30 protein-coding genes are annotated in these 26,050 nt (G+C 73.4%); 14 read left to right on the plus strand and 16 right to left on the minus strand.

Annotation, left to right across the window (positions count from 1 at the left end; genetic code table 11):
* Positions 1-32 precede the first annotated feature (32 nt).
* Genes ACBI99_RS40780 through ACBI99_RS40790 form a run of 3 tightly spaced genes read left to right on the plus strand, consistent with a single transcriptional unit; the run spans position 33 to position 2,880 of the window.
* Entirely contained in the window at positions 33-1,076 is a 1,044-nt protein-coding gene (locus ACBI99_RS40780; protein ID WP_375074904.1) for a FecCD family ABC transporter permease, read from the plus strand.
* Positions 1,073-2,098, plus strand: a complete 1,026-nt coding sequence (locus ACBI99_RS40785; RefSeq protein ID WP_219511549.1) for an iron chelate uptake ABC transporter family permease subunit — start codon at positions 1,073-1,075, stop codon at positions 2,096-2,098. Before ACBI99_RS40780 ends, ACBI99_RS40785 begins: the two co-directional genes overlap by 4 nt.
* The gene (locus tag ACBI99_RS40790) at positions 2,077-2,880 is read left to right on the plus strand and encodes an ABC transporter ATP-binding protein (protein WP_375074905.1); all 804 of its coding nucleotides are present in this window, start codon (positions 2,077-2,079) and stop codon (positions 2,878-2,880) included. The genes ACBI99_RS40785 and ACBI99_RS40790 overlap by 22 nt, the downstream gene beginning before the upstream one ends.
* Positions 2,881-2,906: 26 nt before the next feature.
* On the opposite strand, the gene ACBI99_RS40795 is transcribed toward ACBI99_RS40790, so the two are convergent.
* A complete protein-coding gene (locus ACBI99_RS40795; protein WP_219511544.1) occupies positions 2,907-3,188 on the minus strand; it encodes a metal-sensitive transcriptional regulator in 282 nt (93 codons plus the stop codon).
* Between the two features lie 99 nt (positions 3,189-3,287).
* Here ACBI99_RS40795 and ACBI99_RS40800 point away from each other — a divergent pair, with 99 nt between their 5' ends.
* Both ACBI99_RS40800 and ACBI99_RS40805 read left to right on the plus strand, forming a co-directional pair.
* Positions 3,288-3,890: a TetR/AcrR family transcriptional regulator gene (locus ACBI99_RS40800; protein WP_375074906.1), complete on the plus strand. Its 603-nt coding sequence runs from the start codon at positions 3,288-3,290 to the stop codon at positions 3,888-3,890.
* A gap of 81 nt (positions 3,891-3,971) precedes the next feature.
* Positions 3,972-5,489, plus strand: coding sequence for an MFS transporter (locus tag ACBI99_RS40805; protein ID WP_375074907.1), 1,518 nt, complete (start codon positions 3,972-3,974; stop codon positions 5,487-5,489).
* A gap of 29 nt (positions 5,490-5,518) precedes the next feature.
* Here ACBI99_RS40805 and ACBI99_RS40810 read toward each other — a convergent pair whose 3' ends face one another.
* Positions 5,519-6,478, minus strand: a complete 960-nt coding sequence (locus ACBI99_RS40810) for a transglycosylase SLT domain-containing protein (RefSeq protein ID WP_375074908.1) — start codon at positions 6,476-6,478, stop codon at positions 5,519-5,521.
* Between the two features lie 27 nt (positions 6,479-6,505).
* The gene (locus ACBI99_RS40815; RefSeq protein WP_219511539.1) at positions 6,506-7,204 is read right to left on the minus strand and encodes a metalloregulator ArsR/SmtB family transcription factor; all 699 of its coding nucleotides are present in this window, start codon (positions 7,202-7,204) and stop codon (positions 6,506-6,508) included.
* A 97-nt stretch (positions 7,205-7,301) separates the two neighbouring features.
* Here ACBI99_RS40815 and ACBI99_RS40820 point away from each other — a divergent pair, with 97 nt between their 5' ends.
* From ACBI99_RS40820 to ACBI99_RS40830, 3 genes are read left to right on the plus strand one after another with little or no spacing between them, the layout of a single operon-like run.
* Complete coding sequence (locus ACBI99_RS40820) at positions 7,302-7,802, plus strand: DUF2231 domain-containing protein (RefSeq protein ID WP_375074909.1); 501 nt, start codon at positions 7,302-7,304, stop codon at positions 7,800-7,802.
* A 32-nt stretch (positions 7,803-7,834) separates the two neighbouring features.
* Positions 7,835-8,224 carry a hypothetical protein gene (locus ACBI99_RS40825; protein ID WP_357588243.1) on the plus strand — a complete coding sequence of 130 codons (390 nt, stop codon included), beginning with the start codon at positions 7,835-7,837 and terminating at the stop codon, positions 8,222-8,224.
* 7 nt (positions 8,225-8,231) lie between these two features.
* Positions 8,232-8,588, plus strand: coding sequence for an ArsC/Spx/MgsR family protein (locus ACBI99_RS40830; protein WP_219511535.1), 357 nt, complete (start codon positions 8,232-8,234; stop codon positions 8,586-8,588).
* 57 nt (positions 8,589-8,645) lie between these two features.
* Here the strand turns inward: ACBI99_RS40830 and ACBI99_RS40835 are convergent, their stop codons facing one another.
* The 3 genes from ACBI99_RS40835 to ACBI99_RS40845 form a co-directional block, all read right to left on the minus strand.
* A complete protein-coding gene (locus tag ACBI99_RS40835) occupies positions 8,646-11,561 on the minus strand; it encodes a M36 family metallopeptidase (protein ID WP_375074910.1) in 2,916 nt (971 codons plus the stop codon).
* A gap of 149 nt (positions 11,562-11,710) precedes the next feature.
* A complete protein-coding gene (locus tag ACBI99_RS40840; RefSeq protein ID WP_219511534.1) occupies positions 11,711-12,541 on the minus strand; it encodes an NAD(P)H-binding protein in 831 nt (276 codons plus the stop codon).
* Positions 12,542-12,678: 137 nt separating this feature from the next.
* Complete coding sequence (locus ACBI99_RS40845; RefSeq protein ID WP_375074911.1) at positions 12,679-13,188, minus strand: CGNR zinc finger domain-containing protein; 510 nt, start codon at positions 13,186-13,188, stop codon at positions 12,679-12,681.
* 97 nt (positions 13,189-13,285) lie between these two features.
* On the opposite strand from ACBI99_RS40845, the gene ACBI99_RS40850 reads away from it, so the two are divergent.
* Positions 13,286-14,155, plus strand: a complete 870-nt coding sequence (locus ACBI99_RS40850) for a hypothetical protein (protein ID WP_375074912.1) — start codon at positions 13,286-13,288, stop codon at positions 14,153-14,155.
* A 24-nt stretch (positions 14,156-14,179) separates the two neighbouring features.
* Here ACBI99_RS40850 and ACBI99_RS40855 read toward each other — a convergent pair whose 3' ends face one another.
* From ACBI99_RS40855 to ACBI99_RS40890, 8 genes are all read right to left on the minus strand, one after another.
* Positions 14,180-14,521, minus strand: coding sequence for a VOC family protein (locus tag ACBI99_RS40855; protein WP_375074913.1), 342 nt, complete (start codon positions 14,519-14,521; stop codon positions 14,180-14,182).
* Positions 14,522-14,634: 113 nt separating this feature from the next.
* The gene (locus ACBI99_RS40860; RefSeq protein WP_219517150.1) at positions 14,635-14,847 is read right to left on the minus strand and encodes a hypothetical protein; all 213 of its coding nucleotides are present in this window, start codon (positions 14,845-14,847) and stop codon (positions 14,635-14,637) included.
* 3 nt (positions 14,848-14,850) lie between these two features.
* Positions 14,851-15,579 (minus strand): alpha/beta fold hydrolase, encoded by a 729-nt coding sequence (locus ACBI99_RS40865; RefSeq protein WP_375074914.1) that lies wholly within the window; start codon positions 15,577-15,579, stop codon positions 14,851-14,853.
* Positions 15,576-16,202 carry a LysE family translocator gene (locus tag ACBI99_RS40870; RefSeq protein ID WP_357588257.1) on the minus strand — a complete coding sequence of 209 codons (627 nt, stop codon included), beginning with the start codon at positions 16,200-16,202 and terminating at the stop codon, positions 15,576-15,578. Before ACBI99_RS40870 ends, ACBI99_RS40865 begins: the two co-directional genes overlap by 4 nt.
* 30 nt (positions 16,203-16,232) lie before the next feature.
* The gene (locus tag ACBI99_RS40875; protein WP_219517147.1) at positions 16,233-17,204 is read right to left on the minus strand and encodes a YafY family protein; all 972 of its coding nucleotides are present in this window, start codon (positions 17,202-17,204) and stop codon (positions 16,233-16,235) included.
* 24 nt (positions 17,205-17,228) lie between these two features.
* Entirely contained in the window at positions 17,229-17,990 is a 762-nt protein-coding gene (locus ACBI99_RS40880; RefSeq protein ID WP_375074916.1) for a TSUP family transporter, read from the minus strand.
* Positions 17,991-18,169: 179 nt separating this feature from the next.
* Complete coding sequence (locus ACBI99_RS40885) at positions 18,170-18,787, minus strand: ATP-dependent Clp protease proteolytic subunit (protein WP_219517144.1); 618 nt, start codon at positions 18,785-18,787, stop codon at positions 18,170-18,172.
* A gap of 1 nt (position 18,788) precedes the next feature.
* Complete coding sequence (locus ACBI99_RS40890; protein WP_219517142.1) at positions 18,789-19,352, minus strand: ClpP family protease; 564 nt, start codon at positions 19,350-19,352, stop codon at positions 18,789-18,791.
* A 146-nt stretch (positions 19,353-19,498) separates the two neighbouring features.
* Between ACBI99_RS40890 and ACBI99_RS40895 the strand changes: the two genes are divergently transcribed.
* Positions 19,499-20,806 (plus strand): sensor histidine kinase, encoded by a 1,308-nt coding sequence (locus ACBI99_RS40895; protein WP_375074917.1) that lies wholly within the window; start codon positions 19,499-19,501, stop codon positions 20,804-20,806.
* Positions 20,803-21,441, plus strand: a complete 639-nt coding sequence (locus tag ACBI99_RS40900; protein WP_219517140.1) for a response regulator transcription factor — start codon at positions 20,803-20,805, stop codon at positions 21,439-21,441. Before ACBI99_RS40895 ends, ACBI99_RS40900 begins: the two co-directional genes overlap by 4 nt.
* Here the strand turns inward: ACBI99_RS40900 and ACBI99_RS40905 are convergent.
* Complete coding sequence (locus ACBI99_RS40905) at positions 21,411-22,298, minus strand: DUF2268 domain-containing protein (protein ID WP_219517138.1); 888 nt, start codon at positions 22,296-22,298, stop codon at positions 21,411-21,413. The genes ACBI99_RS40900 and ACBI99_RS40905 overlap by 31 nt on opposite strands.
* Before the next feature lie 43 nt (positions 22,299-22,341).
* The gene (locus ACBI99_RS40910; RefSeq protein ID WP_246646664.1) at positions 22,342-23,112 is read right to left on the minus strand and encodes a hypothetical protein; all 771 of its coding nucleotides are present in this window, start codon (positions 23,110-23,112) and stop codon (positions 22,342-22,344) included.
* Positions 23,113-23,167: 55 nt separating this feature from the next.
* Here ACBI99_RS40910 and ACBI99_RS40915 point away from each other — a divergent pair, with 55 nt between their 5' ends.
* Genes ACBI99_RS40915 through ACBI99_RS40925 form a run of 3 tightly spaced genes read left to right on the plus strand, consistent with a single transcriptional unit; the run spans position 23,168 to position 26,045 of the window.
* Complete coding sequence (locus ACBI99_RS40915) at positions 23,168-24,169, plus strand: MoxR family ATPase (protein WP_219517136.1); 1,002 nt, start codon at positions 23,168-23,170, stop codon at positions 24,167-24,169.
* Complete coding sequence (locus ACBI99_RS40920) at positions 24,151-25,101, plus strand: DUF58 domain-containing protein (protein WP_219517134.1); 951 nt, start codon at positions 24,151-24,153, stop codon at positions 25,099-25,101. Before ACBI99_RS40915 ends, ACBI99_RS40920 begins: the two co-directional genes overlap by 19 nt.
* Entirely contained in the window at positions 25,098-26,045 is a 948-nt protein-coding gene (locus tag ACBI99_RS40925) for a VWA domain-containing protein (protein WP_219517133.1), read from the plus strand. Before ACBI99_RS40920 ends, ACBI99_RS40925 begins: the two co-directional genes overlap by 4 nt.
* The last annotated feature ends 5 nt before the right edge of the window (positions 26,046-26,050 follow it).

Raw genomic sequence — 26,050 nt, forward strand, 5'->3', positions numbered from 1 at the left:
GACGCCCGCCCCCACATGACGACCACCCTTACATGACGCTCACAGCACGCACCGCGCCGGGCGGCGCGGGCCCGGGGAGCACCCGCGCCCGCGTCGCCCGGCCGCTGTCTTTCCTGCTCGCCTCGCTGGCCGTGCTGGCGTTCGCCGTGCTCGCCAGCGTCGCGTTCGGCAGCCATCCCACCTCGATCGGCGACGTGCTGGCCGTACTCGACGGCACCGCCGACGCCAACACGACCACGGTGATCGAGAGCCGCTACCCGCGCACCGCGCTCGGCCTGCTCGCCGGGCTCTGCCTGGCCGTCGCCGGGACGCTCATGCAGGGCATCACCCGCAACCCGCTGGCCGACCCCAGCCTGCTCGGCATCACCGCGGGCGCGTCGGCGGGCATCGTGTCCGCCACCGCGTTCCTCGGCGTGTCGGGGCAGTGGGGCGCGGTGTGGTGGGCGCTGCCCGGCGCGCTGCTCGCCGGGCTGCTCGTGCACGTCATCGGGTCGGCCGGGTCGGGGGCCGGGCTGGTGCGGCTGGTCCTGGCGGGCGCCGTCGTCACCGCCGTCCTCACCGCGTACGTGCAGGCCGTGACGCTCGGGCTGCCGCGCGTCTTCGACAGCTACCGCTACTGGGTGGTGGGCGCGCTCGGCGGCCGGGACTTCGACGTGCTGCTGTCGGTGCTGCCGCTGGCGGGGCTCGGCCTGCTCGTCGCGGTGCTGATCGCGCCGGGGCTGAACGCGCTCGCGCTCGGCGACGAGACCGCGGCCGCCCTCGGCACCAGCCCCGCCGCCATGCGGGCCGGCGGGCTGCTGGCCTCGACGCTGCTGTGCGCGGCGGCGACCGCGGCCGTCGGCCCGATCGGCTTCGTCGGCCTGGCCGTGCCGCACATCGTGCGGGCGCTGGCCGGCGTGGGCTTCCGCGCCCAGATCGTGTTCTCCGCGATCGTCGGCCCGGCCCTGCTGCTGCTCGCCGACGTCGCGGGCCGGCTGGTGCTGCGCCCGCAGGAGCTGATGGTCGGCGTCGTCACCGCGTTCGTCGGCGCCCCCGCGCTGCTGCTGGCCGTACGCAGGATGAAGGGCAACGCATGACGGTCGTCAGGATCGGACGGGTGATCGCCGTCCCCGTCGGGCGGGCCGGCGCCGTCGCCGCCGCCGCGGTCGTGGCGCTCGTCGCCGTGGCCGCCGTCGCCACCCTGTCACTGGGACGGCTCGGCATCCCCGTCGCCGACCTGCCGCAGGCGCTGTTCGGCGGGGCCGAGGGCAAGGCGGCGTTCGTGCTGGGCCGGCTGCGCGGGCCGCGCCTGGTCGTGGGCATCGGCACCGGGGCCGCGCTGGGCCTGTCGGGCGCGCTGTTCCAGACCGTGACGCGCAACCCGCTCGGCAGCCCGGACGTGATCGGCGTCTCCGCCGGCGCGGGCGCGGGCGCCGCGTCCGCCGCGCTGTTCCTGCCCGGCCTGCTGCCGGTGCCGCTCGGCGCGCTCGCGGGCGCCGTGCTCGCCATGGCCGTCGTGTACGTCTCCACCGGGACGGGGTTCCAGAACCCGGGCCGCCTCATCGTGGCCGGGATCGGCGTCTCGGCGATCTCCGTGGCCCTCACCCAGTACGTCGTCTACGCCGTCGAACGGGACAAGGCGACCGTGCTCATGGCCTACCTCAACGGCAGCCTGTCGGCCCGGTCCTGGGACCACGCGGTCACGATCTGGCTGGTGGTGCTGGTGTGCGCGCCGCTCGTGGCGCTGCTGGCCCGCCGCCTGGACATGACGGAGCTGGGCGACGAGCTGGCCGCCGGGCTCGGCGCGGAGCCCGGCCCCACCAGGACCGCCGCCGTGACGCTGTCGGTCGTGCTGTCGGCCGCCGCCGTCGCCGTCGCCGGGCCGATCGCGTTCATCGCGCTCACCGCGCCGCAGATCGCCCGCCGCCTGACCGGCGGCCCCGGCCCCCACCTGCTGCTGTCGGCGCTCGTCGGCACGCTGCTGCTGGTGCTCGCCGACCTGGCCGCCCAGCAGCTGCCCCTCCCGGGCAACCTGCCGGTCGGCGTCTACACGATGGCCGTCGGCGGCCTCTACCTCGGCTACCTGCTGACCCGTGAATGGCGGAAGGGAACACTGTGAGCACTACGGGGCTGGGCGTCCGGGACGTCACGATCTCCTACGGCGGCGACCCCGTCGTGCGCGACGTCAGCCTGGACATCCCGGACGGCGAGCTCAGCGTGATCATCGGGCCGAACGGCTGCGGCAAGTCGACGCTGCTCAAGTCGCTGGCCCGGGTGCGCAAGCCCGACCGGGGGCAGGTGCTGCTCCACGGCAGGGACCTGTGGTCGTACCGGGGCAGGCAGGCCGCCCGGCACGTCGCACTGCTGCCGCAGAACCCGGTCGCGCCCGACGGCATCACCGTGCGCGACCTGGTCCGGCGCGGCCGTTACCCGCACCACACGCTGCTGCGCCAGTGGTCGCCCGGCGACGACGCCGCGATCGAGTTCGCGCTGGAGCGCACCGCGCTGCACGACCTCGCCCACGTGCGGGCCACCGAGCTGTCGGGCGGCCAGCGGCAGCGCGCCTGGGTGGCCATGGTGCTCGCCCAGCAGACCGACCTGCTGCTGCTCGACGAGCCGACCACGTTCCTCGACATCGCCCACCAGTATGAGCTGCTGGAGCTGTGCCGGGAGCTGCACGGCGAGGGCCGGACGATCGTGGCCGTGCTGCACGACCTCAACCAGGCCGCCCGATTCGCCTCCCACCTGGTCGTGATGCGCGAGGGGCGGGTGGTCACGCAGGGGCCGCCGACGGAGGTGCTGACGTCCGAGCTGGTCGCCGACGTGTACGGGCTGCCGTGCGACATCGTGCCCGACCCGCGCACGGCCAGCCCGATGGTGGTGCCGCACGACCGCCGCTGAGCTCCTCCCCGCCCCGGGCCGCCGCGTCAGGACCTGACGAGGCGGGCGATCGCGTCCGAGGCCTCCTTCACCTTGGCCTCGGCCTCGGGGCCGCCCTTGAGCGTCGCCTCGGCCACACAGTGGGCCAGGTGCTCCTCCAGCAGCGAGAGCGCGAAGGACTGCAGCGCGCTGGTGGCCGCCGACACCTGGGTCAGGATGTCGATGCAGTACTTGTCGTCCTCGACCATCCGCTGCAGCCCGCGCACCTGGCCCTCGGCCCGGCGCAGCCGCCGCAGGTGGTCTCCCTTGTTGCCTGTGTATCCGGCCATCGCCCCGTTCCTTTCCGTCGTCCCCGTAGATGACAACATACCCCCTGCCCGTATTCCCCGCAGCCGTTACGGGGCCGGGACGCTCCTAAGCTCGATGACATGGCGACCACCCAGCGACGAACCACCACAGCGCCCGCGCCGCAGCGGCGGGCCGACGCCGAGCGCAACATCGCGGCCATCCTGCACGCCGCGCTCCGCGCGCTGAGCGCCGACCCGGCGGCCAGCGTGGCCGACATCGCCAAGGCCGCGGGCGTGGGACGGGTGACGCTCTACGGCCACTTCCCCTCCCGCGAATCGCTCGTCGACGCCGTGTTCGCGCACGCCATGAGCCAGGCGGAGGCCACGCTGGCGGCCGAGCCGCTCGACGACCTCCCGGCGGGCGAGGCGCTCACGCGGCTCGTCGCGTCCTCCTGGGAGGTGCTCGACCGGCACCGGCGGCTGCTCGTCGCCGCCGACCGCGCCCTGTCGACCGAACGCATCCGCGAGTGGCACGACCAGCCGCTCGCCCGGGTCGAACGGCTCATCGCCCGGGGCCGCGACGAGGGCGCCTTCCGCACCGATCTGCCGGTGTCGTGGCTGGTCAGCACGTTCTTCAGCCTGCTGCACACGGCCGCCCAGGAGATCGAGTCCGGCCGCCTCGACCGGGCCGACGCCGCCGGAGTGCTGAGCGCGACCCTGCTGGGGGCCTTCCGCGCCGCCTGACGCGACTCCGGCTGGACAAGGGGTACGGGGGTATGGTGTCCTGCAACTCGTACACACGTGTTCAGGTTAGGAGTCCGGGCGATGAATGTCCAAAACCCCGTCAGGTGGAGCGTGCTCGCGCTGCTCTGCCTGGCGCAGTTCATGCTGATCGTCGACATCACCGTGGTGCAGGTCGCCCTGCCGAGCATCGGCGCCGACCTGGCGCTCGACCGGGAGGCGCTCACCTGGGTCGTCACCACCTACACGCTCTGCTTCGGCGGGCTCATGGTGCTCGGCGGGCGGCTCGCCGACGCCTTCGGCGCCCGCCGCCTGCTCGTCGCCGGGCTGGCGCTCTTCACCGTCGCCTCCCTGGCCGCCGGCCTCGCGCCGAACGGGCCCGCCCTCATCGCCGGGCGCGCCCTCCAGGGGGTCGGGGCCGCCCTGCTCTCCCCCGCCGCCCTGTCGATCATCACCACCGCCTACCACGGCGACCGGCGCAACCGCGCCCTCGCCGTGTGGGCCGCCATCGGCGGCTCCGGCGCCGCCGCCGGCGTCCTGCTCGGCGGCCTCCTCACCGCCGGGCCCGGCTGGACCTGGGCGTTCTACGTGAACGTCCCCATCGGCCTGGCCGTCCTCGCGATCCTCCCCTCCCGCCTCCCCGTACGCGCCCCCGCCCCGGCACACCACGCCGCGCACGCCGCGCACAGCACGGCCGGCACCCACGCCGGGGCTGCCCACGGGCACGGGCACGGCACGCACGGCGGGCACACCGCGCATGGGGCGCACGGCGGGGGTCGGGGACGGGTGGACGTGGTCGGGGGGCTGGTGGTCACCGGGGCCACCGGGCTGCTGATCTACGGGCTGACCAGGGCCGGGGAGGTGGGCTGGGGCTCGGCGGGGACGCTCGGGGTGCTGGCCGCCGCCGTGGCCGGGTATGCGGCGTTCGTGGTCGTGGAGCGCAAGGTGCGGGCGCCGCTGATGCGGGCCGAGACGCTGGCCCGGCGGCCGGTGCTGTCGGGGATGTTCGTGATGCTGATGGCCACGGCGTCGATGCTGGGCCTGTTCTTCCTCAGCTCGCTCTACCTGCAGCATGTCCGCGGGTTCAGCCCGCTGGAGACGGGGCTGGTGTTCCTGCCGGTGGCGGTGGCCATCACGGCGGGCGCGCACGTGGCGGGCCGGCTGGTGGGGCGGATCGGCGGCCGGCCGGTCGCCGTGGCGGCGTTCGCGCTGACCGCCGCCGGGGCCGGGCTGATGGCGCAGGTGTCCGCCGACGGGAACGTGTTCACGACGTTGCTGCCGGGGTTCGTGGTGGCGGCGTTCGGAATCGGCCCGGCGTTCGTGACGGCGACGAGCACGACGATGGCGAACGTCTCCCCTGCCGAGTCCGGTGTGGCGTCCGGGGTGGTGAACACGTTCCACGAGCTGGGCGGGTCGATCGGCGTCGCGCTGGTGTCGTCGGCGGCTGCCGCGGCGCTGGCTCCGGGCGGTGACGTGTCGGGGTTCGCCACCGCGCTGACGGCCGTCGCGGTGGCCGCGCTGGTGGCGGCGGCGGTGTCGCTCCTGCTCGTGCCCCCGGGCCGCCCGTCGGGCGCCTTCGTGGGCCACGGCCACGGGCACTGACAGGGGGCACTGACCGGGGGCACTGCTGGTCAGGGGCCGGTGATGCGCCGTTCGCCCTTGGTGGTGATCACGTACACCTGCCAGTTGTAGTAGACCAGGTAGTTGCGCGGGTCGCGTTTGATCTGCTTGGCGTGCAGCAGGATCGCGTCCACGTACGCCTGCGACGGGTTGTAGGCGTGCAGCGCCCGCTGGTAGTCGCGGGGCGCGCCGGTGGCGCGCAGGTAGTTGGCCGCCGCCATGACGGCGTCGCGGGTGTCCTGGATGTCGCCGCCCATCCCGTACGCCTTCCAGGTCGCGGGCATGAACTGCATCGGGCCCTGGGCGCCGACGTGGCTGGCGGAGCGGACCCTGCCGAACTTCGTCTCGGCGAACATGACCGCCGCCAGCACCTCCCACTCCACGCCGAAGCGCCGCTCGGCCTTCTTGAAGTAGCCGCGCAGCTCGCTCGCGGGCCGGGCGGGGCGGACCTTGATGACGCCGGTGCCCTTGACGGGGTGGGCGAGGGAGAGCAGTTCGCGGATGGCGGCGGTGTTGTCCCTGGCCTCGGCGGCGAGCCGGGCGGGCAGGCGGGCGAAGGCGCGGGCGGCGAGCTTGGGGTGGCGGGCGGTGTGGCGGTAGATGCGCTGCTGGTGGAGGGCGAGCAGTTCGACGTCGCGGGGCGGGTCGCCGTCGCCGTCCCAGGCGTCGACGGCGTCGGCGAGCGCGGCGCTGGTCCGTTTCAGGGCCTTGGCGAGCTCGGCGGCGTCGCCCGGGATGGGCTCGTCCGGGTCGGGGAGGTCGAGCGCGGCCGGATCCCCCGACGGGCTCGCCGATGCCGAAGCCGACGCTGATGCCGAGGCCGACTGCTGCGGCTGCGGGGAGGCCGATGACGGGTCGGCCCGGGGCGCCGTGCGTGGTTCGGCTCCGCAGCCTGCGGCGGCGGCCATGAGGACGGCCGCCGTGAGGGCGGAGACGAGGGCGGGCGGGGCGTGGCTCGGGCGTACCTCCATGACGGGCCAACCTACCCAACCCGGGCGTCAGCCCGCGGGCGGGGCCGCGCCGAGCTCCACGCAGCAGGCGCCCTCGCGGGGGCGCAGGGCGGCGTCGACGGCGGAGGCGCCGAGCCCGTCGAGGAACGCGGCCAGGAACGCGTGGTTGATCGCGCACACCAGGTCGGGGTCCTCGGCGGCCAGCGGGTGGAACGGGCAGTTGCGCAGCCGCATGAGCGTCGGCGTGACACGGTCGGGCTCGAAGCCGTGGCTTTCGAGGGTCTGCGCGGCGCAGGTGAGCGCCCGTTCGGCGCCGAGACGGCCGGGTTTGAGCCGGTCGCGTTCGGCCTCGCCGAGTGCCCGGCCGCGCAGCCCGGCGACGCGGAGCGCAGCGTCGCGGCCCGGCTCGCCGGGGGCCTGGGCCCGTACGGCCTCCAGGAGGATGGCGGCGAGCAGGCCGTGCTCGCGCTGTGGGATGCTGACGCGCACGTCGAGCCCGGCGGGCTCGTAGACCTTGGGGGCGCGGCCGACGCGGCGGGCGCCGGACGGCTGCGCGTAGCGGGCGGTGAGCAGGCCGACGTCGACGAGCTTGTCGAGGTGGAAGGCGGCGAGCTTGCGGGAGATGCCGACGCTGGCGGCGGCCTCGTCGCGGGTCACGGGCGTCCCGGCGCGGCGGATGAAGTCGTACATGCGGCGGCGCAGGTCGTCGCCGAGCGCCGCGACGGCGTCAAGCGAGGGTTGGCTCACAATCCGAGAATAACACCCATTCCTGTACGTCAATCCCAGCCTATTGACGGCTGCGCGGAGTTTCACTAAAACTCGTTGGTGAAATAGGAGGTGGGCCATGTCCAGTCCGCTGTTCCGGGCCAAGCGTCCCTCGACGCCGCTCGCGGGGCCGTACGGGCATCCGCTGCATCCGATGCTGGTGACCGTGCCGATCGGCGCATGGGTGACGAGCCTGGTCTTCGACCTGGCCTCGCTCGTGACCGGTGACGCGGGGTTCCTGGCGAAGGGAGCGCTCTGGCTGATCGCGATCGGCGTGATCGGCGCCTTGGCGGCGGCCGCGTTCGGGTTCCTCGACTTCCTGGCCATCGAGCCCGGCACCGCGGCCTACCGCACGGCGCTGGCGCACATGGGGCTGACCCTGACCGTCACCGCCGTGTTCGGGGCGGCGTGGGCGTGGCGTCTGCCCGGTGACGCGGTGGGCGCGGGCCAGCTCGCGCTGTCGGCGGCCGGGCTGGCCGGGCTGGCGGCGGCGGGGACCCTGGGCGGCAGGCTCGCCTACCGGTACGGCGTCCGGGTGGCCGACGAGGTCACGCAGGCCGAAGGCTTCCGTCAATCGTGACGAGGAGCAATCGTGAGAAGGAGTAGGACACCATGAGCACCACAGCGCTCGTCACCTGGGTCGTCACCGCGCTCGGCGGGTTCTTCATGCTGGGGCGCTGGCTCTCGCGCCGTCGCGGCGGCGCCTCCGGCCGCTTCCCCGTCCCCGTCGTCTCCGGCCACTTCCTGCTGGCCGCCGCCGGCCTCGTCGTCTGGATCGCCTACCTGGTGACCGGCGCGACGGCGCTGGCCTGGGCGGCGCTCGTCATCCTGGTCCCGGTGGCGCTGCTCGGCTTCGTCCTGCTGGCCCGGTGGATCCCGGCGCGCGGCACGGCGGCGCCCGAGGCGGCCATCCCGGTGGCCGTCGTCGTCGCGCACGGCGTGTTCGCCGTCGCCACGCTGGTGCTCGTCCTGCTCACCGCGGTGGCCGCGGCCGGGGGATGATTCCGGCATGGAGATCTGGATCAACCCCGCCTGCTCGAAGTGCCGTTCCGCGCTGTCGGTGCTGGACGCGGAGCGGGCCGCGTACACCGTGCGCCGCTACCTGGACGACCCGCCCACGGAGGGCGAGATCCGGCAGGTGCTGGCCCGGCTGGGCCTCGAACCGTGGGACATCACCCGCACCGGCGAGCCCCGCGCGGCGGAGCTGGGCCTGGACGACTGGCCGCGCGACGCCGGCAGCCGCGACCGCTGGGTCGCGGCGCTGGCGGCGAACCCGATCCTCCTCCAGCGGCCCATCATCACGGCCGAGGACGGCCCCACGGTGATCGCCCGCACGGAGGAGGCGGTCCGGTCCGCACTGGGCTGACGCACTGGGCTGAGCCGGACGGGGTGAGGCCCGCGCGGGCCTCACCCCCTGGGTTCTCTAGTACGAGTACGCCTGGAACTCGGCGGCCCGCACCTGGTCCCGCTGCGGGCTGGCCGTGGCGCAGTCCGTCGCGGAGTTGGGATCGGCGTCCTGCTCGCCGGCGTAGAGCGGGTTGCCGGTGCACTGGGTGGTGAGCGTGCGGAGCATCAGGTGCGTCGCCGTCGTGGCGGGCACCCGGAACGACTCGATGAGCAGATCGGCGCCCCGGGGCCGCGGCAGCGCGGTCCGGAACGCGTCCGCGGGGCTGGTGTAGATCTTCGTGAAGTTCGCCGGGTCCGCGCAGTCCTGCTGGCAGGCGAGCACCTCGAAGGAGCGCAGCGCGGAGAACCGGTTCTGGCCGCCCGGGTCGGCGGGGTCGCCGACGTTGGGCCTGAGCATCGCGCTCACCTGGACCCGGCGGATCTTGACGGGCTCGTCGCCCGCCAGGTCCACCGTGACCGCCTTGCCCGCCGGTGCGCCGGTCAGCGAGGCCCAGTTCGTCGCCTCGGTCTCGTCGATCAGCTTGGCGTGGTTGACGCCGTCGCCGGTGGCGGCGGCGCCGGCGGACGCGGAGGCGTGGTTGCGGGTCAGCGGCAGCGGGAGCGGCAACGTCACGCCGCCGACCACGACGAACTTCAGCCGCCGGTGCCCGAACCCGTCACCGGCGACCACGAAGTCGTACACGCCGGGCGTCATCGTGACGGTGTCGCCCAGCTCGGTGGCCGGATCGGTGTCGGCGACGGGGACCGCGCGGGCCTCGTAGTCGCCGACGTAGAGCCGCAACGCCGCGTCCTTCGCCTCGCCGAGCGGCTTGAGCCGCAGCTTGCCGTTCTTGCCCTCGGGGTCGGCGAAGCTGGGCACCGGGTCGGGGTCGTTCGGCCCGTTGCTGGACGCGCCCTCGCCCAGGCCGTGCTCGGCGAACGCGCGCCACATGATGTCGTGGTTCTTGCCGCCGAACCGGATGGTGTCGGCGGCCAGCAGCGCGTCACGGTGGTCGACGTAGCTGACCGCGCCGGACGCCATGAGCAGCAGCGCGTCGAACGACAGCTGCGCCCAGCGCCGGTTGCCCGGGCAGCGCTCGACCGGGGTCCGGCCGTCGGCGCACGCCTTCTGCTGCCCGGCGCTGCCCTTGCCGTAGCGCTTGACGAACGCGGCGCGCACGTCGTACTGGGTGGCGGTCCAGATCTCGCCGTCGGCGTGCACCTGCTGGCCGACGATGTCGTAGGCGACGTCGCTGTAGTTGAGCGGCGACTTCGACATGTCGTAGTTGCGGATGCCGCGCGTGGCGTCGCCGGTGACGTACCCGCCGGTGACGTACGGGGTGTCGCCGCGCGGACGGAACCCGTACTCGAACAGGTACTCCATGGCGAACAGGTCGGAGGTGCTCTCGTTCATGGCCCCGGCCTGGGCGCCGCTCCAGCCGGCGTTCGGGCCGCCGATCATGCGGCCGGAGATCGCGTGGCTGTACTCGTGCCCGATGACCGACATGTCGTAGTCGCCGTCCACGCAGGGCGCGTAGAAGGCGCCGGCGATCGGCTGCCACAGGTACATGTTCGTGATCGGCGCGACCCCGTCGGGGCCGGTGATCTGGTTGGCGTTGTCGCGCACGCTCAGCACCCGGGCCCCGGCCTGGGCGTTGCCCAGCTCGGGGTCGCCGCCGAGCCCGCCGCGCTCGCCGTTGTCGTCCTGCATGTTCCACGCGGTCTCGGTGAAGCCGAGCCGGTAGGACCAGTCGTGCATGCGGTTGTGCATGGCGTGCAGGTTGGCGATGGACGCCTCGAGGTCGTTCTCTCCCGGCTGGTCGAACACCGCCGGGTCGCACTTGGCCTCGTACCAGGTGTTGCGCCACGGGTAGACGTAGTCGCGGCCGGGCGTGGCCACGTTGGAGCGGGTGCCGACGGTGAACGGGTCGCCGCTGGCCCGGTTCTCGAACGTGTGCGCCGCGTTGCCCTTGCTGGTGCCGGTCGGCGTGCCGGTGGCGTGGTCGACGTCCCACGCCTTGCCGGTGGCCGGGTCGCCGCCGACGACGTAGTCGCAGCCGGGGCCCGCCGCGTGGCACCAGATGTCGCGGGTGTCGGCGGAGGAGTAGTCGGCGGGCGGATTCGCCGGGAACGCCGCCCAGCTCGGGTTGTCCGGGTCGGCGTGGTGGTCGACCAGGTTCTCCCGGACGAGGACGGCGCCGCTGACGGCGTCCACGTGCGTGGTGTACGCGGCGGCCTCCTCCGGGTCGCCGCCGATCAGGACGACCTGGTAGGCGCTGTGCACGCCGTCGGCCGCGGGCACGGCCACCTTGGTGACCTTCTTGGTGGTGGCCTTGGCCAGGTCGATGCCGCCGTCCCGGGCGGCGATCTCCAGCGCCTGCTGCTCGCTGATCGCCGCGGCGGGCGGCGCGGCCGTGTCGCGCGACAGCGACGAGGTGACATGACGGATCTTCCCGCCGGAGACGCCCACGGCCACCATGCCGTCCACACCGGCCGGCAGGTCGCCGAACCGCTGCCGCAGCAGCACGGCGTGGCCCTCGCCGATGGGGTTGACCGCGACGCGTTCGAGCGCGTCCACGGACGCGCCGGACAGGCCGAAGAGCGCCTCGTTGGCCTTCAGGTACGCGCGCGCGGCCTGTTCGGGGTCCGCGCCGAGCCCTTCGGCCAGCGGTTCGGCGCCGGTCACGACGGCCGGGGTGCCGAGCGCGTTCCAGCGGACGCCGTCCGCCGCCGCGCTGCGGGCGACCCCGGCGGGCGGCGGGACCGTGCCCCGCCGGTTGTCCAGGTCGGGCTTGCCGTGGCTCTCGCCCTGGAAGTCGTGGACCTCGGCGGCCTGCGCGCCGGGCTGACCGGTTCCGCCGGGCTCACCGTGGGCGGCGCCTGCCAGGGGCAGGGCCGAGGCCGTCAGGGCGACGACCAGAAGAGTGCTGCGTAACCAGGGTTTTGCTGACACCGTTGTCCTCCTGCACGCCAGAGGGCGCGTGTGCCACGCGCCTCCGCAAGAGGTAACACTCGTTTCATTGCATGACAAGAACTTGTAAAGGGCGAAATATCGGCGTATAGAGGGGCGCGGCCGGGTGCGCGCCCCTCCTCCTTGTTTGCCTACCGCTGCGGGGCGAAGGCGGCGGCGTGCTCGCCCACCCACTGCGCGAACGTCCTGGCCGGGCGGCCCGTGACCTCCTCGACCGTGGGCAGCACCGTGGAGCCGGCCACGGGCGGGTCGGTGCGCACCATGAGGAAGAAGTCCACGTCGTCGTCCGAGTAGCCCTCGGCGCGCCACCGCTCCACCATCTCGTCACGGCTCAGCTCGACGAAGCGCAGCTCGCGGCCCAGCACCTCGCCGATCACGCGCACCTTGTCCGGCGGCGTCAGCGCCTGCGGACCGGTCAGCCAGTACTCCTGGCCCGCGTGGCCGTCGCCGGTCAGCGCGGCGGCGGCCACGGCCGCGATGTCCGCCTCGTGCACCATCGCGCTCCTGGACTCGGCGAACCCGTCACGCACCACCCCCTCGGCGGCGATCGGCCCGGCCCACTCCAGCGCGTTCGACATGAACTCCACCGGCGCCAGGTACGTCCACTCCAGCCCGCCGGCCTCGATCGCCTCCTCCAGCGGGCTCTTGCCCACGCCGCCCTTCAGCACCGTCACCCTGCGCACGCCCGAGCGGAGCGCCAGGTCCACCAGCTCGGGGCCGTTCGCCAGCGGCCGGTAGTCGGAGGCGTCGAAGCTGATCAGGTGAACGGCGGTGACGCCGGCGAACGCGTCGGCGAGACCGCCGGTGTCGGCCAGGTTCCCGGCCACCACCTCCACGCCCGCCGGCAGCCCGGCCTTCGCCGGGTCCCGGGTGAGGGCCCGCACCGGGTGCCCGGCGGCCAGCAGCTGCTCGACCAGCGGGCGGCCGACGTTGCCTGTGGCGCCCGAGACGAGAATGGTCATGAGAGTTCTCCTTCCGTTGCGCCGCCGACGTTAGGAGGGATCGCGGCCGGCTTCCGTCCGCGTTCGGCGGCAGGATCCCGGCCATGTCGGGGCGTGGGTGACGGCGTACGGCGGCGGGCGCTCCCGCCGAGGCGGCCTCAGGCGCGGCGGCGGGCCCGGTAGGCGGTGGCCTTGGCGCGGTTCTGGCATGACAGGCCGCAGAACCGGCGTGAGGCGTTGCGGGTGACGTCGTAGAAGACCAGGTCGCAGCCGGCCGCCTCGCACGAGCGCAGCCGCAGGCCCTGGCCGACGCCGATGACCATGGCGAGGGCGGTGCCCGTGCTGGCGGCCCAGGCGTCGACCGGCGCGGCGTCGCGGGCGTGGAAGCCCAGCATGGGCGGGTCCCCGTACAGGCAGGGAACGGCGCCGTGCCGCACGAGCATCGCGTTCAGCCCGGCGACCGCGCCGGGGTCGGCGGTGAACGCCGGGTGCAGTTCGGCGGCGACGGCGGCCAGCGCGGCGGCGTCGGCGGGGACCTGCCCGTGGCCGGGTCCTGCGGCCTCGGCGACTGCGGCCAGGCGCGCGGCGTCGTCGTCGGGCCGCTCGGCGGGGCGGCCCCGGGCCTGGGTGATCACGAAGGTGTTCACCAGGACGGCCGCCAGCTCCACCCATCGCCCGACATAACTGTCTATTTGGGATTGACCAGTGATGCGCCATGCCTCTATCGTCACCGTCATACCTTAACTAGACAGTGAGGATTTCGGCATGTCGAAGCTTGCCCGCAGCATGTGGCACCAGCTTGAGCCCGTCCACGCGATCGTGTACTTCTCACCGGAGGCGTTCGAGGAGGCGGCGGCGCTCGGCTACGACGTCGAGTCGCGCTGGCCCGCGTACTTCGCCTACCGGCTCGCCCCGCTCGGGGCCGTGGGCGCCCGTTCGGCCGCCTCCGCGTGCTACAGCTTCAGCACCGCCATGGTCGCCGAGCACGTCCCCGCCGCCTGGGAGACCGCCTCACCCGCCGACGTGCTGCGGGCCAGGCTGACGGCGGTGGACCGGACGTACCGGACCCTGCTCGGCGACGCGCTGGACGGCGCGGAGCTGGCGGAGGCCGCCGAGCTGGCCGGTCGCGCCGCCCGGAGCGTGACGGCGGCGGGGCGGCCGCTCGCCGCCGCCAACATGGACCTGCCGTGGCCGGACGAGCCGCACCTGGCGCTGTGGCACGCCGCCACCGTGCTGCGCGAGCACCGCGGCGACGGCCACCTGGCCGCGCTGCTGGCCGCCGGGCTCGACCCGTGCGAGTCGCTGGTGTCGTTCGCGGCGATCGGCGCGGCGCCGGTGGAGAACTTCGCCGGGCGCGGCTGGAGCGCCGAGGAGTGGGCCGCGGCCCGCGACCGGCTGGCCGCGCGCGGGCTCGTCGACGACGCCGGCCTGGCCACCGCGCGCGGCCGCGAACTGCGCGACCAGGTGGAGCGGATGACCGACGAGCTGGCCGCCGGGCCGTGGCGCGAGCTGGGCGAGGAAGGCGCCATGCGGCTGGCGAAGCTGATCGGGCCGGTGCTCGGCCCGGTCTTCGGATCCGGGCTGCTGCCGATGACCAGCACGCTCGGCATCGCCACGGTCAAGGCGCCCGACTGACCACCCGTGTGCTAACCCGCGCGCTCACCCGAAGCCCGGGGCGGCCTGCCACAGGCTGACGACCGTGCCCTGGTCATCGGTGCACGTGCAGCCCCGGCCCGACTTGCTGTCCATCACGTCGCCGGTGCTGCCGCCGAGCTCGCGCACCCGCTCGATCGCGGCGTCGAGGTCGGCCACGTGGAAGTAGAGGTTGGGCTGCGACGACGGCCCGCCCGGCACGAACCCCATCGGCACCGTCGTGTTCGTGACATGCAGGTACGCCTCGTGCTCCCGCCTGCTCTCCCACCCGAACAGCGCCCCGTAGAAGGCGGCGGCCCGATCCAGGTCCGTCACGGACAACGTGAAGTAGCCGAGCTGCGCGGGCATACCGGTGCCTCCAGGATGTTCGGTGTCATCACCCGATGTCCCAGCGTAACGAACGGGCTCGGCGCAGCCGCGTGGTCGGGTGCGGCTACGCCGGGAGACGTCGGCGAGGCCGGCTAGCGTTTGCCGTACTTCTTGTGCACGGCCTGCTTGCTGACGCCGATCGCGTGGGCGATCTGGGCCCACGCCAGGCCCGCCACGCGGGCGCGCCGGACCTGGACCGCTTCGATGCGCTCGATCTCATGGCGCAGCGCGGTCGTGGCCTCCAGTGCCCGGATCGGGTCGTCGTCCTGGGCCTGCCGCAGCAGTGTCGCCAGATCGTTCGTCATGCACTAAAGGTAGTCCAGCAGGAGCCGGGTGACCTCCTGCGGCCGTTCGAGGGCGGGCAGGTGGCCGGCCCAGTCGAGTTCGAGCAGCCGGGCGTCCGGCAGTTCGGTGGCCAGGTGGCGGGCGCTCTGGCGGAAGTGCTCCAGGTCGTACGGGCCGGTGACGATCAGCGCGGGCGCCTTGACGTCGGCGAGCGAGAAGTCCGGCTCGAACTGCGACGGCTCGGGGTCGGCCGCGAGCTGCATCGTGAAGGCGTGGCGCTGCATCTCGGTCACGCGCTGCCTGGTGGCCTCGTCGGCCTCGGGGCCGAGCCAGGTGCGGGCGTTCAGCTCGGCCGCGCCCTGCGCGTCGCCGAGCTCCAGCAGCCGGTCCTCCTCCTCGCCGAACGCGAGCACGTCGGGCGTCTTGGGCAGGTCGGAGCCGGGGTTCATGAGCACGAGCCGGGTCGCCATGGCGCCGAGCTGCAGCGCGACCCGGCAACCGTAGGAGGAGGCGACGAGCGCGGCGCGTTCCACGCCGAGCGTGGCGAGCACGTCGGCCACGTCGCCCGCGTCGCTGTAGGGCGCGTCGGCGGCGTACGGGGTGCGGCCGAAGCCGCGGTAGTCGAGCCTGATCACGCGGAACCGCTCGGCCAGCGGCTCCCACTGGGCGTCCCACATGCCGGCGTCGGCGGCGCTCGACGCGAGGAGCACGACCGGCTCGCCGGTGCCCGCTTCTTCGTACCAGATCGTCATTTGGCCTCCACGACCAGTCGCATGCCCAGTCCGATGAGGACGACACCGGAGATCCGCTCCAGCCATCGCCGCACCGCCGGGCGTCCCAGCATGTCCTTGGCCTGCGCGACGGCCCAGATGAGCGCGGTGTACCAGAGCAGGTCCACGAGGACCCACACGACGGCCAGGGTCACCAGCGTGAGCGGGACGTTCCGGCCTTGCGGCACGAACTGCGGCAGGAACGACATCGCGAACACCGCCGCCTTCGGGTTGGCCAGGCAGGTGCCCAGCCCGAGCAGGTAGGACCTGCGGTGACCGGCGGCGGACGGCGCGAGCGCGTCGGCCGGCCGGGGCTCGGGCGCGCCGCGCCGGGCCTGCCAGAGCGACTGCGCGCCCATGACCACGAGCACGACCGCGCCGGTGATCCGCATGACGTCGTAGGCCAGCTGCGAGGCGAGCAGCAGCGCCGAGAGGCCGAACGCGGCGGCCAGGCCCCACGCCAGGATGCCCGTCTCGTTGCCGAGCGTGGCCGACAGCCCGGAGCCGCGCCCCGATCTGACCGTCTGGCGCAGGATGACGGCGGTGCTCACCCCGGGCACCATCGCCACCAGCACGCACGCGCCGATGAAAGCTAGTAGATACATAAGCGGCCATCGTGCCAGAACGAAACCGGATTATCCGTACATTTTTCCGAGGGCCGTGACCGCCTCCGCCATGAGGACGCGCAGTTCGGGCGGGCCGAGCACCTCCACGTCCGCGCCCATGCGCAGCAGCAGCCAGCGGGCGTGCCTGATCGACTCGATGGGCACGGTCAGCGTGCGCCACCCTTCGGCGTCGGGCTCGCCGCCCGCCTCCAGCGCCGCCGTGACCACCTCGGCGCCCATCGTGTACGCCAGCATGTCCTCCATGCCGGGCGCCAGCCTGATCACCGCCTCGGCGGTGTACATGCGCTGCCGGAACTCGGCCGCGTACGCCTGCCAGAACTCTGCCAGGTCGAACCCCTCGGGCCGCTCGAAGCGCCCGGGCGCCGTCTCGGCCGTCAGCACCCGCGACACCCGGTACGTGCGCGGGCTGCCGCCGGGCGGCGCCGCGACCATGTACCAGGTGCCGCCCTTGAGCACCAGCCCGTACGGGTGCACCAGCCGCTCGACCACCTGCTGCCCCCACCGCCGGTAGGTCATCCGCAGCGGGCGCTGATCCCACACCGCCTCCGACACCTCGGTCAGGTGCGGCACGTCGTCGGCGCCGCGGTACCAGCCGGGCACGTCCAGCAGGAACCGCTCGCGCATCCGCGAGGCGTGCGAGCGCGGCTCGGGCGGCAGCGCGGCCAGGAGCTTCAGCTCGGCGTTCGCCGCCACCTCGGCCAGCCCCAGCTCGGCCGCGGGCCCCGGCAGCCCTGCCAGGAACAGCGACGACGCCTCCTCCGCGGTCAGCCCGTTGAGCCGGGTGCGGTAGCCGTCGAGCAGCTGGTAGCCGCCCGCCGGGCCGCGGTCGGCGTAGACCGGCACCCCGGCCGCCGACAGCGCCTCCACGTCGCGGTACACCGTACGGACCGAGACCTCCAGCTCCGCCGACAGTTCGGTCGCCGTCATGCGGCCGCGCGTCTGCAACAGCAGCAGTAGCGACAACAGACGGCTCGCGCGCATGCCGCCATTGTAGGGACGCGTCCGTTATGCGAACTGCTGCCAGCCGAGCCTGGCCACCATCGCGACCACCACGCACAGCAGGATGATCCGCACGAACCCGGCACCGCGCCGGATGGCCATCCGCGCTCCGACCTGCGCCCCGGCGATATTGCACGCCGCCATGCCCAGCCCGAGCCCCCACAGCACGTGCCCCTGCCAGCCGAACACCAGCAGCGCCCCCAGGTTCGTCCCGGTATTGATGATCTTGGCCGAGGCGGACGCCGACACGAAGTCCAGCCCGATGATCGTGGTGAACGCGATGATCAGGAACGTCCCCGTGCCCGGGCCCATGATCCCGTCGTAGAACGCGATCCCCAGCCCCGCCACGCCCACCGCGAGCGCGACCCGGCGCCGGGTGCGCAACTGCGGCTGCCCGGTGGCGCCGAGCGCCGGCCGCAACGTCACGAACGCCGCCACGCCGAGCAGGATCACCATCACCGTCGGCCGCAGCACCTCCGCGCTGATCGCCGCCGCCGCCAACGCGCCCAGCCCGGCGCTCAGCACCGCGAGCGCCGCCCCCGGCAGCGCCACCTCCCGGTCGAACTTCGTGGTGAGCGCGTACGTGACGGCGGCCGAGGCGGTGCCGAACACGGAGGAGAACTTGTTCGTGGCCATCGCCTGCACCGGCGAGATGCCGGTCACCATCAGCGCCGGCAACTGCAGGAGCCCGCCGCCGCCCACCACCGCATCCACCCAGCCGGCGCCGGCCGCCGCGACGAGCAGGAGCAGAACCTGTTCCAGCGACACCCGACTCCCCGCTCCCCCGATAAACCCCAAAAAGGGCCCTCAAAAGGGTATAGGGCAGGCGTTACACGCCAATCACCGGACACTGCCCCAACGCCGCGCCGCCTCCTGCGGGGCGCGATGGGCCGGAGAGGCCCCCGCCCCGGCCGCGCCCAGGACGGGGGCGATCCCCGGAAGGCCGGCTAGCGGGCCGGGGTGAGGGTGCGTTTGCGGGAGGCGAAGATGTCGTCGATGAGCCGGTAGGTGCGCGCCTGCTCGGCGGTGAAGATGCGGTCGCGCTCGATGTCCTTCCTGATTTCCAGGGGGCCGCGCCCGGTGTGGCGGGCCAGGATCTCCTCCTGCTGGTCACGCATGCGCAGGATCTCGCGGGCGTGGATCTCCAGGTCGCTGCCCTGGCCCCGGCCGCCCTCGGTGGCGGGCTGGTGGAGCAGGACCCGGGCGTGCGGCAGCGCGGCGCGCTTGCCGGGGGCGCCGGCGGCGAGCAGGACGGCCGCCGCCGAGGCGGCCTCGCCGATGCAGACCGTCTGGATCTCCGGCCGGACGAACTGCATGGTGTCGTAGATGGCCGCCATGGCGGTGAACGACCCGCCCGGCGAGTTGATGTACATGTTGATGTCCCGGTCGGGGTCGATCGACTCGAGCGTCAGGAGCTGCGCCATCACGTCGTTGGCGGAGGTGTCGTCGATCGGCGTGCCGATGAAGATGATCCGGTCCTCGAAGAGCTTGTTGTACGGGTTGAGCTCCTTGACCCCGTAGGAGGTGCGCTCGGTGAACGAGGGCAGCACGTAGCGTCCGCTCATGTCAGTTGGTCCCTTCGGCGATGTGGTCGACGAAGCCGTACTCCAGGGCTTCCCGGGCGGTGAACCAGCGGTCGCGGTCGGAATCGGCCTGGATGCGCTCCAGCGGCTGGCCCGTGTGGTGGGCGATGATCTCGGCCATCCGCCGCTTGGTGTGGAGCATGTTCTCGGCCTGGATCTGGATGTCGGCGGCCGAGCCTCCGATGCCGCCGAGCGGCTGGTGCATGACGACGCGCGAGTTGGGCAGCGCGTAGCGCTTGCCGGGCGCGCCGGCGCAGAGCAGGAGCTGCCCCATGGACGCGGCGAACCCCATCGCGACCGTCGCCACGTCGCACGGCACGAACTGCATCATGTCGTAGAGCGCCATCCCGGCACTCACCGAACCGCCCGGCGAATTGATGTAAAGCGTAATGTCGCGGGTCGGATCCTCGGCTGCCAGCAATAGCAGCTCACCGCACAGCCGGTTGCAAATGTCGTCGTCGACCTCCTGGCCGAGAACGAGGATGCGCTCCTTGAGCAGGCGCTGATTGAGCTGGTCAGGCCACTGTGCGCGCAGAGTCTCCGTCATGGGCTTCGCCCTTTCTGGTGGTGCCGTTTTACATTGACGACGTTAGACCCGGTCTTCGCGAATTAAGGAATCTTTTCGCTGGCGGCGCATTTCTCTAAAAGCGCATTCCACCGAGAGCGAATATAGGTCGACATACAATCGCCGATGTGAGATGGAACCGATCGCTGGCCCGGCGCTGGTCGTGCCTGATCCTGGGCGGGGCCCTGCTGATGCCGTACATGATGGTCGGCGTGCTGGTCTCCGGCATCCTGCGCGGCGACCAGACCGCCAGCGTGCTGCTCCCCACCCAGATCGGCGTCTTCGCCGCGGTGCTGCCCGTCGTGGCGCTCACCGGGCTGTTCCTGCCGGTGCGCTCGCTGGAGATCAGCGCGGCCGAGGGCCTGCTGGGCGTCCGGGTCGAGCCGGGGGTGCCGGGGGCGCGGCGGTCCTGGCAGGAGCGGCGGCGCACGGCCGCCTGGTACACGATGCACCTGGCCGTCGGCGGGCTCGCCAGCGGCTTCACGCTCGCGGTCGTGCCGTTCACGGTGGTCTCGCTGGCGCTGCCGTTCGTCGGCGGCGCCCCGGACATGCTCGGCTACCGCGTCGACGGCGGGTGGCAGGCGGTCGGCTGGGCCGCCGCCGGGGTGGCGCTGCTGGTGCCGCTCGTGCTGCTCGTCCACTGGTCGGCGGCGCTGCTGGCCCGCCTGGCGCCCCCGCTGCTCGGCCCGACCCCCGCCGAACGGCTGGCCGCCGCCGAGGAGCACGCCCGTACGCTGGCCCAGCGCAACCGGCTGGCCCGCGAGCTGCACGACTCGGTGGGGCACGCGCTGAGCGTGGTCACGCTGCAGGCGGCCGCGGCCGGCCGCGTCCTCGACCGCGACCCCGCCCTGGCGCGTACGGCCCTGTCGGCCATCGAGCAGTCGGCCCGCTCCGCCCTGGAGGACCTCGACCACGTCCTCGGCCTCCTTCGCGAGGACGACCGCCCCGCGAGCGACCGGCCCGTGAACGACCGGCCCGTGAACGATCGGCCCGTGAACGATCGGCCCACCGACGACCGCGACCAGGGCGCCGACGACCCCGGCCGGAGCAGGGAGCCCGCGGCCACGTTGGCGCGGCTGCCCGAGCTGGTGGCCGGGGCGGGGGTGCCGGTGCGGCTGGAGGCGGGCGACCTGGCCGCGGTCCCCGGATCGGTGTCCCGGGAGGCGTACCGGATCGTCCAGGAGGCGCTGACCAACGCCATCAAGCACGGCCGCCCGCCCGTGGACGTCACGGTCGGCGTGCGGGAGCACGCGCTGCACCTGGAGGTCGTCAACCGGACCGGCGGCGAGCCGGACCGGGGCAGGCCCGGAGGCGGCGGCAGGGGGGTGGCCGGCATGCGGGAGCGGGTGCGGCTGCTCGGCGGCGAGATGGACGCGGGGCCGCGGGAGGGCGGCTGGCACGTCCGGGTGCGGCTGCCGCTACGGTCGCATCCATGACTATCAGGGTCGTGATCGCCGACGACGAGGACCTCATCCGCGCGGGGCTGCGCGTCATCCTCGACTCCGAGCCGGAGCTGAGCGTGGTCGGGGAGGCCGCCGACGGGGCCGCGGTGCTGCCGGTGGTGCGCCGGGAGCGGCCCGACGTGGTGCTGATGGACGTGCGGATGCCGGACGTCGACGGCATCCAGGCCACGCGGCGGCTGGTGGCGCTGGACGACCCGCCGAAGGTGCTGGTGGTGACGACGTTCGAGAACGACGACTACGTCTACGACGCGCTGCGGGCGGGCGCGGACGGGTTCCTGCTGAAGCGGACCAGGCCGGACGAGCTGGTGCGCGCGGTCAAGCTGGTGGCGGCCGGGGAGACGCTGCTGTTCCCGGCCGCCATCCGCGCGCTGGCCGGTCGCCGCCCGGTCACCGAGGTGCCCGGGATCGGCAGGCTGACCGGCCGGGAGGGGGACGTGCTGCGGCTGATGGCCAAGGGCCTGTCCAACGGCGAGATCGCCGCCGAGCTGACCGTCAGCCCGGAGACGGTCAAGACGCACGTCGGCAACGTGCTCGCCAAGCTGGGCGCCCGTGACCGCACCCAGGCGGTCATCGCCGCCTACGAGTCGGGCTTCGTCTCGCCGCGCTGAGCGCGCAGCCGCATGAGCTCGGCGACAGGCAGGCCGCTGAGCTGGGCGGCGGTCATGCCGGTGGCCTCGATGATCTCGTCCACCAGCGACAACCCCACCGAATATCCCGCCATATCCGGAATGCCGCGCGGCTCCTGGCCGAACAGCCGCATGGCGCTGTCGCCCAGCACGTACGCGGAGGTGTGCTGCATGCCCGCCAGCTCGAAGTCGGCCATGATCTTCGTCCGCGCGCGCTCGTACTCCTCCCCCGTCACCATCGACGACCACGGCCCCATCGCCTCGGCCCCCGACAGCTCCCGCACGAACGCCTCGGCCAGCCCCTCGCTGATCACGTGCTCGCCGACCGTCACCTCGACCGGGTGCCACTCGACCGTGGTGAAACGCACCGCGTGGTGGAACTCGTGCACCGCCAGATGCCCGATCCGCCCGATGACCTCGTCGGTGGGCCACGCCAGCAGGTAGAGCCACCCGGGGATGCCGCCCATCCCGTAGTAGCCGGCGGCCACCCTCATCAGATGGTCGTTGTCCGGATCGCCGAGCACGAACATCACCTGGATCCGCTCCTCCTGCTCCAGGTGTCCCAGCGCCTCGGAGGCCCGCTCCAGCTCCCGCTCGATCTGCCCCAGCACGTCCTGCCGGGCCAGCCTCTCCAGCGCCTCCAGGTAGCGCGGATCGTCGGCGTCCGCCCGGAACCCGCCGGCCTGGTGGTGCATGTCGACGAGGTCGGCCGGCACGGGCACGCGCGAGGCCGCCCACATCGGCGCCAGCATCTCGCGCAGCGCGTCGGGCCGCTTCTCCCGCGGCCCCTTCAGCATCCCGGCCATCGCCGAGACCGTGTCGTGAACGATGAACTTCATGGCGCTGACGCTAGAGCCTCACGCGACGTCAGGCTCAAATCGATCAGAGCTGCCGGTTCTCCGGATCGCCCTCCCCCGGTGAACGGCCGGGCGTCTCGCCGCTGCGCGTCGGCTCCGGCGTCGGCGACGGGCTCGGCCGCTGCGGCTCCGGCGTGGCCGGCGTCGGCGGCGGGCTCGGCAGGAACTGCGTCGGCGGGAGCTGGCGCGGCATCGGGTCGCTGTTGTCGGAACGCACCAGCATGAGCAGGGCGATCACCGTCATCAGCAGAAGCAGCACGAGCACCGCCAGCGCCGCCATCAGCACCCGCTTGCGCGTCTCGGTCAGCGGCCGCTTGCGCACCGGCGGGGCCAGCGCGGGCGCGCGGTCGGTCAGCCAGTACGGGACGAAGTCCGGGCCGTGCGCCTGCCCGATCAGCGTGCCGCCCACCATGACCGGCTCCAGGAACCGCTCGGCCCCCGCCTTGCCCGGCGCGTACGGCACCGCCACCCAGGGCGCCCGCCCGGTGTTCATGCCCAGCACCGCGGGCACGTCGTCGACCACCGCGGACCGCGACCTGCCGGCGCGCCCGAGCCAGCCGCGCACGCCCGCCTGCTCGGCGGGCGCGGCCTCGCGCACGGCGGTCACGAACCGCTCGCGCGCCGCCGCGTCGAACGCCGCCCCGCGCGTCAGCACGGCCAGGGAGACCGCGCGCCCGTCAGGCCCCTGCCCCAGATAGACGAAACCGGCCGGGGCCGCGTGCAGGCGGGCCTGCACCACGAACGGCCCGAGCCGTGGCGGATCACCGAACTGAAGCGGACTTGCCACATCTGCCATGAAAGCACAGACGTGGCGTCGTGCACGTTTGCGGCGCCTTTGGTGGAATAGCGTCATGAGCGACGCCGAAGAGCAGCCAGGCGGAACGGACGCGGCGGTGCTGCGTCAGGCCCTCGACGAGGTCCGGCGGGTCATCGTCGGCCAGGAGCACATGGTCGAGAGACTGGTCGTGGCCCTGCTGGCACGCGGCCACTGCCTGCTGGAAGGGGTTCCGGGCGTCGCCAAGACCCTCGCCGCCTCCACCCTGGCCACCGTCGTGGGCGGCACGTTCGCCCGTATCCAGTTCACCCCCGACCTGGTGCCCAGCGACATCGTCGGCACCCGCGTCTTCCACCCGTCCAACGAGAAGTTCGACGTCGAGCTCGGCCCGGTGTTCGTCAACTTCCTGCTCGCCGACGAGATCAACCGCGCCCCCGCCAAGGTGCAGTCGGCGCTGCTGGAGGTCATGGCCGAACGCCAGGTCACGCTCGCCGGCGTCACCCACCCGCTGCCCCGCCCCTTCATCGTGCTGGCCACCCAGAACCCGATCGAGTCCGAGGGCGTCTACCCCCTGCCCGAGGTCCAGCGCGACCGCTTCCTGTTCCGCGTACGGGTGCCGCACCCGACCGCGCACGAGGAGCTGGAGATCCTGCACCGGATGAGCGTCACCCCGCCCGCCCCCGACCGCGTCCTCGACCCGCAGCGGCTGCTGGCGCTCCAGGAGGCCGCCGAGAACGTCTCGGTCCACCAGCTCGTCGCCGACTACGTGGTCCGCCTCGTCATGTCGACCCGCGCCCCCTCCGACTACGGCCTGGCCGACCTGGCCGAGACGATCGAGATCGGCGTCAGCCCGCGCGCCACCCTCGGCCTGGTCTCCGCCGGCCGCGCCCTGGCCGTGCTGCGCGGCCGCGACTACCTGCTGCCCGACGACGTGCGCGACGTGGCCGTGGACGTGATGGCGCACCGGCTGATGCTCACCTTCGACGCGCTGGCCGACGGCGTCGACCCCGAGCAGGTCGTCCGCCAGATCCTGCACGCCGTCCCGCCGCCCCTCGTCGTGTGGAACCAGAACCGGTGAGCACCGCCGAACAGGCCCTGCGCAAGCTGGAGCTGGTCGTCACCCGGCGCCTGGACGGGCTCCTGCACGGCGCCCACCAGGGCCTGCTGCCCGGCACCGGCAGCGAGGCCGGCGACAGCCGCGTCTACGTGCCGGGCGAGGACGACGTGCGCCGCATGGACTGGGCCGTCACCGCCCGCACGACCGTGCCGCACGTGCGCGACCTGGTCGCCGACCGCGAGCTGGAGACGTGGGCGCTGGCCGACCTGTCGCCCAGCATGGACTTCGGCACCGCCGACACCGACAAGCGCGACCTGGTCGTGGCCGCCGTCGGCGCGCTCGGCTTCCTGTCCAGCCGGATGGGCGACCGCTTCGGCGCCCTGGTCATCCACGACGAGTTCATCCACCGCATGCCCGCCCGCACCGGCCGCCCCGCCCTGTACGGCCTGCTGTCCGCGCTCATGGACGCCCCGCGCGGCCGCGCCGTCCCCGACGCGCCCGACCTGGCCGAGGGCATCGACGTGCTGGCTGCCACCCGGCGGCGGCGCGGCATGCGCGTGATCGTCTCCGACTTCCTCGACGCCCGCCCCTCCCTCGACCCCGACGCCGAACGCCCCTGGGAGCGCCCCATCCGCCGTCTGTCCGCCCGCCACCAGGTGCTGGCCGTGGAGATCGTCGACCCGCGCGAGCTCGAACTCCCCGACGTGGGCCGCGTCGCGTTCGCCGACCCCGAGACCGGGCACGTACGCGAAGTGCACCTTTCGCCCAAAGTACGCCGCGCCTACGCCGAGGCCGCGGCGCTGCAACGGGAGGGCACCCGCGCCGCCCTGCGCCGCGCCGGCGTCGCCCACCTGGTGCTGCGCACCGACCGCGACTGGGTGTTCGACGTCGCGCAGTTCGTCCTGCGCCAGCGGCGCACCCGCCACCTGGCACACCGGAAGGTGACCCCGTGACTTTTCTGTCGCCGGCCTGGCTCTGGCTGTCGGTGCTGGTGCTGCTGCTGGCCGCCGGCTACGTGGCCGCGCAGTTCTTCCGCCGCCGCTACACCGTCCGCTTCACGAACCTGGCGCTGCTCAACCTGGTCGCCCCCGCCGGCCCCGGCTGGCGCAGGCACGTGCCGCCCGCGCTGTTCCTCGTCATGATGTCGCTGCTCGTCCTCGGCGCGGCCCGCCCCGCCGACGAGGTACGGGTGCCGCGCGACCGGGCCACCATCATGATCGCCCTGGACGTGTCGCTGTCCATGGAGGCCGGCGACGTCGACCCCAACCGGATCACCGCCGCCAAGTCCGCCGCCCAGTCGTTCGTCCGCGAGCTGCCCGACCGGTTCAACGTCGGCGTCGTCGCCTTCGCCCGCTCCGCCAACGTGCTGATCTCCCCCACCACCGACCACGGCGCCGTGGTGACCGCGATCGGCAACCTGTCCACCCGGCCCGGCACCGCGATCGGCGAGGCGGTGTTCAACTCGCTCGAATCGGTGCGCTCCTTCGACCAGGACGCCGCCACCGACCCGCCGCCCGCCGCGATCGTGCTGCTGTCCGACGGCGACAACACCTCGGGCCGCTCGGTCAAGGAGGCCACCGACGCCGCCACGCAGGCGCACATCCCGGTCTCCACCATCGCCTACGGCACCCAGGAGGGCACCGTCTCCATCGACGGCAGGCCCGTCAACGTGCCCGTCAACAAGCAGACGCTCCAGCAGCTCTCCGACGGCACCGGCGGGCGCGCCTACACGGCCGAGTCCGGCAGCGAGCTGCGCGAGGTCTACGAGCAGATCGGCACCTCGCTCGGCTACAAGCTGGTCAAGCAGGAGATCACCCAGCAGTTCATCGTCGCCGCGCTCGTCCTCGGCCTGCTGGTCGCGGGCGCCGCGGTCTTGTTCGGCACCCGGATCCCGTAACGTTT

This window comes from Nonomuraea sp. ATR24 (genome assembly GCF_041950485.1).
GTDB lineage: Bacteria > Actinomycetota > Actinomycetes > Streptosporangiales > Streptosporangiaceae > Nonomuraea > Nonomuraea ceibae.

Excerpts from the sequence above, each read along its gene's own strand:
- ACBI99_RS40780 (WP_375074904.1), top strand. The coding sequence starts at position 33 with ATGACGCTCACAGCACGCACCGCGCCGGGCGGCGCGGGCCCGGGGAGC.
- ACBI99_RS40785 (WP_219511549.1), top strand. The coding sequence starts at position 1,073 with ATGACGGTCGTCAGGATCGGACGGGTGATCGCCGTCCCCGTCGGGCGG.
- ACBI99_RS40790 (WP_375074905.1), top strand. The coding sequence starts at position 2,077 with ATGGCGGAAGGGAACACTGTGAGCACTACGGGGCTGGGCGTCCGGGAC.
- ACBI99_RS40795 (WP_219511544.1), bottom strand. The coding sequence starts at position 3,188 with ATGGCCGGATACACAGGCAACAAGGGAGACCACCTGCGGCGGCTGCGC.
- ACBI99_RS40800 (WP_375074906.1), top strand. The coding sequence starts at position 3,288 with ATGGCGACCACCCAGCGACGAACCACCACAGCGCCCGCGCCGCAGCGG.
- ACBI99_RS40805 (WP_375074907.1), top strand. The coding sequence starts at position 3,972 with ATGAATGTCCAAAACCCCGTCAGGTGGAGCGTGCTCGCGCTGCTCTGC.
- ACBI99_RS40810 (WP_375074908.1), bottom strand. The coding sequence starts at position 6,478 with ATGGAGGTACGCCCGAGCCACGCCCCGCCCGCCCTCGTCTCCGCCCTC.
- ACBI99_RS40820 (WP_375074909.1), top strand. The coding sequence starts at position 7,302 with ATGTCCAGTCCGCTGTTCCGGGCCAAGCGTCCCTCGACGCCGCTCGCG.
- ACBI99_RS40825 (WP_357588243.1), top strand. The coding sequence starts at position 7,835 with ATGAGCACCACAGCGCTCGTCACCTGGGTCGTCACCGCGCTCGGCGGG.
- ACBI99_RS40830 (WP_219511535.1), top strand. The coding sequence starts at position 8,232 with ATGGAGATCTGGATCAACCCCGCCTGCTCGAAGTGCCGTTCCGCGCTG.
- ACBI99_RS40840 (WP_219511534.1), bottom strand. The coding sequence starts at position 12,541 with ATGACCATTCTCGTCTCGGGCGCCACAGGCAACGTCGGCCGCCCGCTG.
- ACBI99_RS40850 (WP_375074912.1), top strand. The coding sequence starts at position 13,286 with ATGTCGAAGCTTGCCCGCAGCATGTGGCACCAGCTTGAGCCCGTCCAC.
- ACBI99_RS40855 (WP_375074913.1), bottom strand. The coding sequence starts at position 14,521 with ATGCCCGCGCAGCTCGGCTACTTCACGTTGTCCGTGACGGACCTGGAT.
- ACBI99_RS40860 (WP_219517150.1), bottom strand. The coding sequence starts at position 14,847 with ATGACGAACGATCTGGCGACACTGCTGCGGCAGGCCCAGGACGACGAC.
- ACBI99_RS40865 (WP_375074914.1), bottom strand. The coding sequence starts at position 15,579 with ATGACGATCTGGTACGAAGAAGCGGGCACCGGCGAGCCGGTCGTGCTC.
- ACBI99_RS40870 (WP_357588257.1), bottom strand. The coding sequence starts at position 16,202 with ATGTATCTACTAGCTTTCATCGGCGCGTGCGTGCTGGTGGCGATGGTG.
- ACBI99_RS40875 (WP_219517147.1), bottom strand. The coding sequence starts at position 17,204 with ATGCGCGCGAGCCGTCTGTTGTCGCTACTGCTGCTGTTGCAGACGCGC.
- ACBI99_RS40885 (WP_219517144.1), bottom strand. The coding sequence starts at position 18,787 with ATGAGCGGACGCTACGTGCTGCCCTCGTTCACCGAGCGCACCTCCTAC.
- ACBI99_RS40890 (WP_219517142.1), bottom strand. The coding sequence starts at position 19,352 with ATGACGGAGACTCTGCGCGCACAGTGGCCTGACCAGCTCAATCAGCGC.
- ACBI99_RS40900 (WP_219517140.1), top strand. The coding sequence starts at position 20,803 with ATGACTATCAGGGTCGTGATCGCCGACGACGAGGACCTCATCCGCGCG.
- ACBI99_RS40905 (WP_219517138.1), bottom strand. The coding sequence starts at position 22,298 with ATGAAGTTCATCGTTCACGACACGGTCTCGGCGATGGCCGGGATGCTG.
- ACBI99_RS40910 (WP_246646664.1), bottom strand. The coding sequence starts at position 23,112 with ATGGCAGATGTGGCAAGTCCGCTTCAGTTCGGTGATCCGCCACGGCTC.
- ACBI99_RS40915 (WP_219517136.1), top strand. The coding sequence starts at position 23,168 with ATGAGCGACGCCGAAGAGCAGCCAGGCGGAACGGACGCGGCGGTGCTG.